Source organism: Pseudactinotalea suaedae (assembly GCF_009733815.1).
Classification (GTDB): Bacteria; Actinomycetota; Actinomycetes; order Actinomycetales; family Beutenbergiaceae; genus Pseudactinotalea; species Pseudactinotalea suaedae.
Genome location: NZ_WNXY01000012.1, coordinates 163,442 through 175,939 on the forward strand (window position 1 = coordinate 163,442; position 12,498 = coordinate 175,939).

The 12,498-nt window shown below is 65.9% G+C and carries 8 protein-coding genes and 1 pseudogene; 7 read left to right on the forward strand and 2 right to left on the reverse strand.

Annotation, left to right across the window (positions count from 1 at the left end):
* Window positions 1-57: 57 nt before the first annotated feature.
* The 7 genes from GPA04_RS19095 (at window position 58) to GPA04_RS19125 (ending at window position 9,544) form a co-directional block, all read left to right on the forward strand.
* Window positions 58-711, forward strand: coding sequence for a TetR/AcrR family transcriptional regulator (locus GPA04_RS19095; protein WP_156225800.1), 654 nt, complete (start codon window positions 58-60; stop codon window positions 709-711).
* Between the two features lie 292 nt (window positions 712-1,003).
* Complete coding sequence (locus tag GPA04_RS19100; protein ID WP_436277929.1) at window positions 1,004-3,211, forward strand: beta-galactosidase; 2,208 nt, start codon at window positions 1,004-1,006, stop codon at window positions 3,209-3,211.
* A gap of 452 nt (window positions 3,212-3,663) precedes the next feature.
* Window positions 3,664-4,809, forward strand: coding sequence for a hypothetical protein (locus GPA04_RS19105; protein ID WP_156225802.1), 1,146 nt, complete (start codon window positions 3,664-3,666; stop codon window positions 4,807-4,809).
* A complete protein-coding gene (locus tag GPA04_RS19110; protein ID WP_156225803.1) occupies window positions 4,802-5,401 on the forward strand; it encodes a hypothetical protein in 600 nt (199 codons plus the stop codon). The genes GPA04_RS19105 and GPA04_RS19110 overlap by 8 nt, the downstream gene beginning before the upstream one ends.
* Window positions 5,394-7,697: a hypothetical protein gene (locus tag GPA04_RS19115; RefSeq protein ID WP_156225804.1), complete on the forward strand. Its 2,304-nt coding sequence runs from the start codon at window positions 5,394-5,396 to the stop codon at window positions 7,695-7,697. The genes GPA04_RS19110 and GPA04_RS19115 overlap by 8 nt, the downstream gene beginning before the upstream one ends.
* Before the next feature lie 288 nt (window positions 7,698-7,985).
* Entirely contained in the window at window positions 7,986-8,843 is an 858-nt protein-coding gene (locus GPA04_RS19120) for a hypothetical protein (protein WP_156225805.1), read from the forward strand.
* Window positions 8,840-9,544: a DUF3800 domain-containing protein gene (locus GPA04_RS19125; protein ID WP_156225806.1), complete on the forward strand. Its 705-nt coding sequence runs from the start codon at window positions 8,840-8,842 to the stop codon at window positions 9,542-9,544. The genes GPA04_RS19120 and GPA04_RS19125 overlap by 4 nt, the downstream gene beginning before the upstream one ends.
* Before the next feature lie 1,518 nt (window positions 9,545-11,062).
* Here GPA04_RS19125 and GPA04_RS19130 read toward each other — a convergent pair.
* Together GPA04_RS19130 and GPA04_RS19135 are read right to left on the reverse strand one after the other, a co-directional pair.
* A complete protein-coding gene (locus GPA04_RS19130) occupies window positions 11,063-11,986 on the reverse strand; it encodes an HNH endonuclease signature motif containing protein (RefSeq protein WP_156225807.1) in 924 nt (307 codons plus the stop codon).
* Between the two features lie 358 nt (window positions 11,987-12,344).
* Window positions 12,345-12,498, reverse strand: a pseudogene (locus tag GPA04_RS19135) (IS481 family transposase); the annotation flags it as partial.

A 12,498-nucleotide genomic window follows, 5' to 3' on the forward strand; every position in this document is an offset into this window, starting at 1 on the left:
CGCTAGATGGGAGGGTAGCGGCGGCACATCGGGTGCGCAACCAGGAGAGGACTTCTCGTGACACCGACGACCGCGAGCGCGCAACGAGCACGGCCCACCACGGCGCGGAAGCGGGAGGAAATCCTGAAGGCCGCGATCGAGACCTTCGGGTCTAAGGGCTCGACGAACGGCACACTGGCCGACATCGCCGAGCAGGTGGGCATGACCCACGCGGGCGTGCTGCACCACTTCGGTTCGAAGCAGAAGCTCCTGCTCGAGGTGCTGAGCTATCGCGACAAGACCGACGTCGAGGAGCTCACCGACCAGCACATCCCCGGTGGCCCCGAGCTGTTCCTGCACCTGGTCCGCACCGCGTTCGCCAACGCCCGGCGGCCCGGCATCGTCCAGGTCTTCACCGTGCTCTCCTCGGAGTCGGTCACCAACGGCCACGCCGCCCACAGCTACTTCCTCGAGCGTTATCAGGTGCTGCGCGCCGATGTGCGCGACGCCTTCGAGGTGCTGTGCGCCCAGGAGGGCGTGACCGATCGCGAGGCCATCGACAAGGCGTCGGCCTCGATCCTCGCCGTCATGGACGGCCTGCAGCTGCAGTGGCTGCTCGAGCCCACCGCCGTCGACCTCGGCGAAGCGAGCGAGTTCGCGATCACCGCCATCGTCCACGAGGTCCTGCGCCCGGGCCAGCCGTTGAGCAGCTACGCCCGTGGTGAGTCGTGACGCCGGGCTGATCCTGGCCTCCCCCTCATCCCCGCCGCCGTCGTCCGCGCACCACGAACCGGCATCGGTGCAACGGTCGTCGTTTCGTCCATGTCACGCCGCAGGATCGTTCTGAGGAGTGCTGGCGCTCGGCTCTACTGTGGCGAAGGTGGGCTCGGCGAGCGTCGGGCGCCGTCGGCACGCAGTCGCGCGTCGCCTCGCACCGACCCGGAGAGACATGTCGTCACCCGCTGCACCAGTCCCGTTCCTTCTTCGCCCGCACGACCACCGGCCACCGGTGATCGAGCCGAGGATGACCAATCTCGAGGATTGGCATGAGCGGCTCAGGATCACGAGTCGCTGGATTGAGGTGGACGGCACTCCGACCGTGCCGGTGACCGGTGAGGTGCACTTCAGTCGCGTGCCGCGCGATCGCTGGGAGGAAACCCTGCGCCTGCTCGTCTCCTCCGGCCTCACCTCGGTCTCCACGTACGTCTTCTGGGGCCATCACGAGCCGGTGAAGGGTGAGGTGAGCTTCGAGGGCGACCTGGACGTGGCCGCATTCCTCGACGTCGCTGACCGCGTGGGTATCGACGTCATCCTTCGCATCGGCCCGTGGTGCCACGGCGAGGTGCGCAACGGCGGACACCCCGACTGGGTCGTCGCCGAGCACGGCGACCGGGCGCGCACCGACGATGCCGGCTATCTCTCGTCGGTCGCGGGCTGGTACGCACGCATCGCCGAGCAGGTTGCCCGGTTCTGCGGGCCGACCGGGCGCATCGTCGGCATCCAGCTGGAGAACGAGCTCTACGACCAGCCCGACCACATCGCGACGCTGAAGCGCCTCGCCCGCGCGGCCGGCATGTCGGCGCCGCTCTGGACGGCAACCGGCTGGGGCGGCGCACTGCTGCCGCCGCACGAGGTGTTCCCGCTCTACAGCGGCTACGCCGACGGCTTCTGGGCCGGTCAGGGCTCGCGCTGGGACGACAGCTTTCGGGACCACTTCCGCTTCTCCCACCAGTGGGACGATCCGGGCGTCGGGGGCGACTTCCGCGAGGACGGGCTCGAGGTCGTCGTGCGTGAGGTCGACCCCGAGTTCCCGCCCTCGACCTGTGAGCTCGGGGGCGGCATGGCCACGGCCTACCACCGCCGTCCGATCGCGCGCGGCGCGGACATCGCCGCGATCGCGAACGTCAAGATCGGCAACGGGTCCGCCTGGCAGGGCTTCTACATGTACGCGGGCGGGATCAACCCGCGCGACCACGCGCAGGAGTCGCACGCGACGGGATATCCGAACGACCTGCCGCGGTTCGACTACGGCTTCCAGGCGGCCTTCGGAGCGACCGGCCGACCCGGCCCGAGCCTGGCGCCCCTTCGCGAGCACAACGCGTTCCTCGCGAGCTTCGGGCCCTGGCTGGCCGACACCTTCAGCACCCTGCCCGCGGATGCGCCTGTCGCGGTGCACGACCTCGACACCCTGCGCTGGGCGGTGCGCGGCGATGGCCGTAGCGGTGTGGTGTTCGTCAACACGCACCAGCCGCACGAGCCGCTGCACCCGGTCCCCGACGTGCAGTTCCGTCTCGCGCTCGACGACGGCGAGATCATCGTGCCCGACCGGCCGATCGATGTCCCGACGGGTGTCATCGCCCGCTGGCCGGTGCGTCTGGAGGTGGCGGACGTCCGCATCGAGTGGGCGACCGCTTCGCTCGTCGCGGTGGCCGCCGGCGACCTACCCACCCTCGTGCTGCGTGCCCACGACGGGATCATCCCCCGCATCGCGCTCGCGGCGGGCGCGACGGGGGTCGTCGACGGCACGGCGGTCGACCTCGACGTCCCGATCGATCTCGTGCCGGGCAGCCTGCTCGAGGTCGACGGCGCACTCCGTGTCCTCGTGATGGACGAGGACGCGATCGAGCGTCTGTGGTTCGTCGACGGCGACCTGCTCAGCTCCGACGCCCCGCTCTGGCGCGAGGGCGAGGATCTCGTCGCACGTTCCGCGAGCGCGCCGTCGCTGGAACGGTGGACCGGCCTGACGTTCGAGCCCGTCGCGCTCCAGACCGCATCGTCGCCCGGGATCACAGCTGTCGCCGTCGAGCAGAGGCGCGAAGGAAGCCCGCCGCGCACCCGTTATGGGTCCTTCATGGGCCGCTCCTCGGCACCCGACGACGCCCAGATCGCGGAAGTGGCGGCGCTGTTCCGCCTCGACCTTCCGGGCGACGCCGAGGAGTTGATGGCAGGCGACCGGGTCGAGCTCGAGATCGAGTGGGAGGGTGACGTCGCTCAGCTGCGTGCCGACGACGAGCTGATCGCCGACAAGTTCTGGGACGGCCTGAGCTGGTGCGTCGACATCACCAGGATCGACCCTGATGCCGAGCTGACGCTCCACGTCGCGCCGATCTCCGTCGAGAGCGCCGTCGACCTGGATGCCACAGCAGCCGCACGGGTTGCCGCGGCCGGACAGCTCTGCGCCGTTCGTCGCGTCCGCCGAGTCGTCACCGCGCGCTGGACGGCGGCCGGGTGACCACGATCATGCGGTCGGGCCGATCGGCCGGTCGTGGAGGTGGCGCGAGCCGTCCTCCGATATACCTCACCGAAACGACACAAGGCCGCTCGCGCTGACGCGCGGCGGCCTATGTCGTTTGTGGAGGTGGCGGGAATCGAACTAGTCAGAGCCTGACCAGCGGACATACCAGGACGCGGAGCCCTGTGACATCACTGTGACAACTGGACAGCCTGTGCAATGTCAACATCGATACCATGGGAAGGTCGCTCTGCAGCACCCCCCGGCAGCCGCACACGCCGACTAACCAACTGGCTATCGGCAGGCAGATGAGCGGCGTGCTTGTGTCAGTGCCGGAGACACGACGACCTGAGCGGTCTGCGGTCCTTGCCTTCACACGGTGTTCTGATGCACTGTCAGCGCACCAGCGCAGCGTCCGGCCAGTCCAGAGCCCTTACGAATGCGAGCCTCATATGCCAACACGAGCGAGCAGCAGCACCACGCTGCAGCTTGTCGGCAACGGCAGCATCGACCTGGCAAGCCTCCGCACCCGACTCGGACTCGAGACCGCCCGGACTGAGTTCGAGCGCCTAGTTGAGGACATCGTTGCGCTCAAGCACCCAGACGTCAGGGCGGTCCGCGCGAACCCCGGGGACTGGGGCATCGACGCGTTCGTCGGACAGTTGAACGAGGGTGGGACGGCGATGGTCTGGCAGGCCAAGTATTTCATCGACGACTTCGACAAGACCCAGAAGGACGACATCACCCGCTCCTACAACGCGGCTCGCGCCGCGGCAACACGCGAGGGATACCTCTTGGACTCCTGGACTCTGTGTATCCCGCGGACCTTGGACGGTCCGGAGTCGAAATGGTGGGCGAATTGGCAAAGGAACCGCACGAAGGACGGTGTCCTCTTCGACCTCATGGACGAGGGCGAGATCCGTCGGCGGCTCACAGCGCCAGGCGCTGAGCCCATCCGCAATTACTACTTCAACCCGGTCATCGTCGTGCCCAGCACGAGCGCCGACGACTCAAAGGAGAGGCCCCTGCACGAGCTCGACGACGATGCTCAATTCGACGACGCCCTGTTCGTCCGACAGATGGAGGCAGCGCGCCTGCCCGAGACCAGGTCAGCACGCGAGGCGTTCTTCAACGCCGAGATCCTCACACAGGAGCTGGAGGATAAGGGCGTGCCCGCCGAGCTCGACAAGCTGAGGCGCTGGCGCATGCGAGTCGACTCGACATGGTCGACCGCCTTCAACACGGCCTGCCACAGCAGTCAGGACGACCAGCTGCCCGGCTTGTTTCAGAACGTCATGGATGTCATCGAACAACGGCACACTGACGAGGCCGTCAAGCTCCGAGCATCCGTCATCCACGGGATGGGATTGATGCACCAGCGGGTAGACAGTGAACGAGCTGGCTGGGTGCGAAACTGGCGCGATGTCGCGGCAGCACACGACGCCACTCCGCCGACGCGGCAATCTGTCCGCGGCGCGCCCGCGGACCTTGCCGAAGAGGAGCCCACTGACAGCTTGGGGTCGGCGCAGGCTTCCGACGGCCCTAGGACTCCAGCCGCGATCGAGCAACCAGTGACGGACGGCGGCGGCAGTGCCTGAGGACCAGAAAACACGACTGCGACCCGACGACGTCACGACGTTCCGGGTTGCGCAACTGCTACTGATGCTCGCCGAGACAGAATCGACTAATCTCGATCTCGAGCGACTGTCGGTGACCGAGTTCTTGGCAGCGAACCCGTTCCTCATAGTCGGAGAAGACCGGAAGGAGCGGACAGCACTCCGTCTCGCAGGCTTTGGGGAGCATTCCCTGACCTACGCGGCCCCCGGGCAGCGATTCGCCACGCGGCGTGAGCGAATCGCCAACGACGTCGCCTACCTAGTCTCGTTCGGCTTGGCGCAGGTGGTCATCGCGGACCAGAAGCGGGTCATCAGAGCCACTCCGTTTGGTATCGAGACCGCCGGCAGGCTCACCTCGGTCTACGCCGACGGGTACCGGGAAAGCGTTCGTAGAGTTGCCCCACGCGTGTCGAAGCTCAGCGATAAGGCCCTCCAAGAACATCTCACCGGCTGGCTGCGAGCCGACCCAGTGCTCTTCGACCTGGTCGACGCGGACGGCTCAGCTGACGCAGTGGCGAGCCGCCGACCATCAGCCACCGCCATGCCGCTCGTGCTGGAGCCAGACGATGGATGAACCTGTCAAGTCCAACGTTTCAGATGTCATTGTCACGGGCACCAAGTCTCTGAGCACGAGCAGAGCGAGCCCCGACGGCGAGCCCACCCCAGCTCTGACCGCTGCGGTGCCTCCGATCCGTATCCGCGGCATGCGCCTCATCGGCCCGCGGCGCAACTACACCGTCGACTTCACCGACGACGCTCACGTAGCCCGGCAGCTCGCTGTCATCGCAGGCGAGATCAGCACCGGCAAGACCTCCATCCTTGAACTCATCGATTATTGCCTCGGAGCCAAGGACTACCCGGACCACGATGAAATCATCGCGAACGTCCGCGCGGCCCAACTCAGCATCGAGGTCCGAGAAGCAGTCGGAGGTCCAGGTGCGGACGACGAGCAGCAAGTCGCGCAAACGACTTATCAAGCCGTCCGCTATATCATCGAGCGACCTATCGGATCGGTCTCCAAGGTCGCCTGGCTTTTTCACGGAGACCTCGACGCCATCCCGGACCTTCCGCGGAGGAGGCTGACTCTCGACCCGGCCGATCCCGACTCGCTCTCGCAGTTCCTTCTCGGTGTCTGCGGTCTAGGCGGACTCAGAGTGAAGTCCGCGCCGACGCAGGAGGAGTCGTCGACAAGCATCTTGAGTTTCCGCGATGTCATGCCTCTGTGGTTTCTGACGAACCGCCGCATGGACAACGCCGATCTCGTACTCGAAAAGCAGCCGCACCGGCTCCTGAAGATCCGACAGGTCGTCGACTACATGTTTGGTGTGGGTGACGAGGAGTCTTCCGAGGTTGCCGAACAGATCGAGAGCCTCCGCTCCGACATCCGGACCGGCGAAGCGGGCATCAGAGCCCTACACAGTTTTCTTGACGACGCCGGCCTCGGCGACCTCGAATCGATCGACGTCGAATCGGACAGCGAGCGCGTAAGTCTCGCAGAGGCACGCGCCGAGCTCACCAACGCCAGCGCACGACTCACTGCCAGCACCTCCTTCGCCACCCAGCTCAGAGACGAGTTCGGTAGGGCGACAGAGGCTACGCGCCGAACTGAGGCTGAACTCCGCGACCGCCAGACGCTCCTGAGACGACTCGACCCGCTTCGCTCGCAGTACGCCGATGACCTCCGCAAACTCGAAATGCTCGAAGAGTCCCAACAGTTGTTCGGGTCGCTTGCGGTCGTCACCTGCCCAGCGTGCTTCTCAACCCTCGACGACCCGCCCAACGTCGTGAACGGTCATTGCTCGCTCTGCCACAGCGACCTCACGGCCGCTGCCGCACTCGACGCCGACGACGACGCCAGCGGTGATGTTCCAGCAGTGCTCGACGCAGACTCTGATGCCGCAGGCAAGGAAGCGCCGTCCGAGTTTTCGGTGGCACGGGAGCAGAGAAGCACTCGACGCCGGCTGGAGCAACTCAAGGGCTTCATTGGGGAAGTCGCCACCGAAGTGCGGCAGCTCGAAGAAGAACTTAACGGTGAGCAGCGGCGAGTTGTGAGGGCGCAGCGGGCACTGGATGACGCGACCTCACAAACGATCGCACCGTTCATTTCCGAGCGTGACGCCATTTCCGGCCGTGTCGCGGCCAGTAGCGCCCGTTTGGACGAACTTGCGCGTAAGCGCCGCATGCTGCAGCAACTTGCCCAACGAGAGAACACGCTGAACCAGGCCCGCGCGGCCCTCCAACGCGCTCTGGCCAGGCAGCGGGAACTTGAGCGAACCCGTCTGCCCCGAGACGCAATGGTCGACAGGCTCAGCCGCCGGTTCTCCGCCACCCTCGCTGCACTCGGCTACCCGAAGCTCGACAACGCATACCTACGCAAGGACCTCGTGCCCGTGGTCCGCGGGAAGTTGTACCACCGGGTCGGCTCCTCGGGTGCGATGACGCTCGTCGCCCTCGCCTGGCAGCTCACCGTATTTGAGACGGCCCTTGAGGAGGGCCACGGTCACCCCGGCTTCCTCCTCATCGACAGTCCCCAGAAGAACCTGCGACGAGGCTCCCGACCCCGGGACATCGTCCGTAACGCTGGCGGAGACGCCGGAGACGCCGGAGACGCCGGAGGCGACGACGACGCGATCGCTGCGCAGTCCACCACCATCGTCGACCGCATCTACGGCCATCTCAGTACGTGGCTGGGGGAGCATCCTGAAGCCCAGATCATCATGGTCGACAACGAGCCGCCGACGCGCGCAGCCGGTTGCGTAGTCGTCGAATACTCGGCCAACCCCGGCAGTCCGCCCTACGGCCTCATTGACGACGAAGACGGCCGCGCCGGTCCTGGCGATGAGCAAGCGATAGAGGATGAATCGACCTAAGAGAGCCTGGAACATAGCCCCACCAGTGCCGCCTGGGTGTGCTGGATCTGGGCACCGGGTCTGAGGTCGGTGGATTGCCCGCAGCCCGGCGCCGGCACCACGACGATCGGGCTCTGAGGTAGCGGCGGCCGAGCGCTCCTGGGTCGGTTGGGCATGGATATCTACACTGGCCTTGCACAGGTGATGGCATATGGAGTTTGCATGGTTCTAACAGGTACCCGCCAGAGCGTCGCGGTACCGGGGCCGACACTAGTTGTCAGCCAGGCCAGGCCACTGCACTCTTAGGGCATGAAAATGCCGACTACCTCGGGCTCGGGTGATGCCGTCGCCGACGACGAGTCCCCTGCCAATGAGAGCGATACGCGCGCGTACCTGCTGGAGCGGTCGAAGCGAGGTTTTGCGCCGATCGCCAACGCGTTCGTCCAGGTACCCCAGAGTAAGGCCTTCGCCGACGGCACCAAGGACCGGAGCGGCCCGCTCGCAACCTTCGTGCGCAACGGCGACCTGCGCGGCCTACGCGCCCTACTGTTCCTGCACGCCATAATCAGCAACGGTGCCGGCGACAACGGCTGGTCCACCACCTTGCCGCTGTCGGTGTGGTCGCGTGTATTTGACACCACCGTCACAGCCGATTCGCGCTCGGCTGCGTCAGCTGCGACGCGTATCCTCACCCGACTCGAACAGCGCGCCATGATCCGCCGCGCTCGCAAGGGCCGCGCCCGCGAAGTGACGGTCACGTTACTGCGACCTGACGGCAGCGGCTTGGAGTACAGCCGTCCTGATGGGAAGTCGGACCGTTTCATCAAGCTGCGCAACGAGTTCTGGAGCGAAGGCTGGTACGCCAAGCTCGACCTTCCGGCCACCGCCATGCTGCTCGTGTGCCTGCACGAGAAGCCCGAGTTCTCTCTGCCCACTGAGAGGATGCAGGAGTGGTACGGATTCTCACCTGATACCGCCGAGCGTGGCTTGCGCACGCTGTGCGAGCTCGGATTGCTGACAGTGTCGTCGCGACTCAAGAAGTCGCCGCTGTCCCCGAGTGGGGTCACGCGTGTGAACTTCTACGAGCTGACGGCAGTACTCGCTCCGCCCACCCGCTTAAAGGCAACGGGTCGTCGGGCGCGTGCCCGCAAGAAGGGGTCTCGATGAGCGCGGCGCACCCGGCCAGTGACGGCTTTCGCCTCTTCTACGTCGACGACTCCGGCTCACCCAATGACGGCTACATCGTCTATTCCTGGATCGAGGTCACACCCGGTTGCTGGCAGGCTGGGCTTCGCCAATGGCTTGATCTGCGCAAGCGCCTCTACGCGAACTACTCCGTGCCGCCCTCCACCGAGCTGCACGCCACCAGGTTGATTGGTGGCCGCGACGCCCCCGCAATCGCCGGCAACCTGAATAACTCCAAGGCGCTGCGACGCAGTCTCGTCCAAGACGCCCTCGGAGCGATCGGACAGAACGACCAGATCGCGCTCGGTACCGTCTGCCGCCACACTTCTTCCCGTGGAAGGGACTACTACGACGAGAGGGGCACCGTCTATGGCGAACTTACTGACCACCTCAACGGAAGGCTAACTGCCGCCGACGAGTACGGGGTGATTTTCATGGACGGCGATGGCTCCGACCAGTCCTACTTTCAGCGACATCGCGACCTGCCGCTGGCGACCCGACGCATCCTGGAAGACCCGCTGTTTCAGCTGTCACACGTCTCGCAATGGGTCCAGATGGCCGACCTGGTTGCCTGGACGACTTATCAAGCATTGAACCGCCATCCCGGCAAGCCGTTCGCTTGGACCTGGTATGACGACTACCTGCGGCAGTCGGACATCAATGGCGCCCCGTTGCGCCTCTAACCCCGCCGACCACCTATAAGAAGCTAGACCCGCTGGTCCACGTATGTGGGGCGGGTCCGCTCCCCAATGATAGCAACCGCCCTACTGTGACTCCACCCCTCCGACGCAGCCAAACGAGCCACTTCGAGGAGCTGCCAGGGCGCTCCGTATGCGACGGACCAGCGGGTGCCACACCTACGCCGGAACACGGCTAGGTCAACCGCGATCGTGCGGCGCAGAGCTGACTACGCTGGCCCAGAACCACGGATAAGGGATGTGAACTGCGCAAGCAATCTTGCTACACGAGGAGGCTCATGGCAGCGGCGCACGTCTGCGACCATCACGAGCCGCTCATCAGCGCCGCGTGTGGTGCGGCGTGACCTGCTGCTGCTGCGGAGATGGAGAGCACCGTGCGGGCGGATCAGCTGGCGCTTCGCAAGTCTCCTGGGAGTCATAACGTGATCCCCAGCGCAGCAAGTAGCGCGGCGTGCGCCTGCTGAAGCGCGAGCGTCCCGTGAGACGAGCCGAGGCTCTTGCTCCTTCTCGTTGAGGCTCTCGCGCGAGCGCGGAGGATGCCCAGGATCTCGGACACCGGGTCTCCTCTGACGCCTCGCTAGACCATCCTGTCTGAGGGCTACCCGGCGGCCGACCGCATCGACTCCCGGCACGGCCGAGTTTGAGGCCAGGAAACTCATCAGCACACCAGCCCAAGACCGCTCCTCGTGTTTGCTACCGCCGCCGAGACCAGGTCTCCGACAGCTGCCACAGCTCGTCCGAAACCTCGTTCCAGGGACTCTGCATCAGCTCACCCACCGCCAGCCGCTGGCGGAGTACGCGCAGGATCTTCCAGCATGCCTTTGGCGACCCCGCCACGCGCTCGATCATCTCCTCCCACGATGGCTCGATGCACTTGACCACGATCTCCTTCGCAATCGCCCCCGCTGCAGCAGCCCGCCGCTCCTCGTAGGCTGCGCGCCGACAACTCTGCGAGCACCAGACACGCGGACGGCCGCGGCCGTTCGCATTCGGTGGGATCGACGACGAGCACCGGGGACACCTAGGTGCAGCCGCGAGGCGTGCCCGTGCCGCCTCGCGGATCTCTTCAGGAGGACGCTCCGATCTGGACCGCGGTGAACGTCTCGACTGCACAGTTCGGCGTCGTCTGCTTGCCATTGTCGCGTGCTCCCCGCCGTTTCGTACGGACGATTCTGCCACGCTAGTGCAAGAGGTGTGTGGCTCTCGAGGTTGTAGGCAAATCAGCGCGAAGCGGATCTCTCGGGCGCTCGGTCGCGCGGTCGGCACGGCCTCTTAGCGATGCGGAACGGGCAATGACCTACGCGAGATCGAGTCGGGTCGGGGAACTGAGCGGGGCATATTTGCGCATGCTGCTGAGCCGCGCGGTGCGGTAGGTACCCGAGCGGACCGTCGCGGCAACGAGTCTTGCGCGAGGAGCACCTGCCGCGGAGGCACCGGCATGAACTGCCCCGTGTCCGGTCCATTCCCGCGCGCTTCGGCGCAGCAGGTTCACGGACCGGCTGCCTAGCCGGTTGCACGATCGCGTTCGCCGTTAGCAACCTCCCACAGGCTCCTGACCGTCGCATCCAGATCGCGCGAGACTCGCTCCGATGACGCATCGGCCACCGCGCTCGCGCATGCCGTGGCAGCGGCAGCTACGGCGTCGATATGCTCCGTCAACCCCGGGGACTGCATGCGGAGCACCGCGAGCGATTCGCGGAGTTCACCTATGACTGTTTCAGCTTCGCTCGCGCGCTGCCCTGCTTCCTCAGACAGTCGAGTGCGCCAGCGCTCCTCTTCTATCGCGGGCATCCGGTACTGACTTGCAGGAATCGGTGTCGAGCTGCGCGCATCGTCGTTGTCGATCTCGTAGACCGGACCCATGCGGGAAACCATTTGCGCACGCTCCTGTTCGTAGCCGGAGCGGATGCTGGCGAAACGTTCGGCAGCGGTTTCCGCAACAATCTTGAGTCGCTCCGCGAGTCGGGCCACCTGTGCGAGTGAGTCGCGCTCCGAGTCAGTCAGCCGGCTGTATGAGCGTGCATCGGCGTCCGAGATCTGTGTGCCGGCTCCGGCCACAGCCACTTGCGTAGCCTTCCACTCGAGCAGTTCGTCCACCGTGTAGAGGGACTCATGGCGGTCGATGGGCCGGTGGTGCTGGCCACACAGGAGCAGCAGGTTCTCGTGGGAATTCAGGTCGCCATGGAATGACGGGTCGTGTCGTGGACCGTTGGGGCTCTCCGAGCGGATATGGGCGATGTCAGCGATCGCAGTCGCGGCACCCCGGTCATGGAACACCAGCGGCGTAGGGCAGCCGGGGTATGCGCATCTCGACGCCTCAGCGAACAGGGTCTTAATAGTTGGCTGACTGTAGTTGCGGCCCATCGGCTGACGATAGCTGCCGGGGATCCCGCCTGCTGCCGACAGAGTCAGCACGGCGATCGCCATCAGGCTGTGTCGGACAGTGGGCGTCGCACTCTCGGCCGCCCGCTACGACGGTGCCTCGTATCGGCGGGGCGAGTTCTTCGTGCGCCCGGGACCAGCGGGGACCCAGCCATCGTCGGTCATCGCGTCCGGGCGTGGCCTCTCGTAGTCCTTGTCGCCGAGACGCTTGAGAACGGCGAGTGCCATGATCCGCCTCACGTGGCGCCGAGCACCTTACGGTCGCCCGGCGCGGACCGAGGAACATCCGATTCTCGAGGCACGTCAGCGTCAGTCGTAGTTCGCGAAGGCCGCCAGCTGGTCGACGCTGCTGGCGGCGGGCGATCGATCAAGTCGCTTGTTTCCGGCGGGGGGCTCCTCGGCCCTAGGTGTTCTGGCTCATGACGTTGGCGACGCCGGTGCGTAGTCGTGAGGCTGGGGGTTGGTCGCCGGCGGCGGTGTGGGCTCGATGGTAGTTGTAGTGGATGTTCCAGGTGCCGATCGCGGCGGCTCGTTTGGCTTCTGACTCCCAGGCGCGG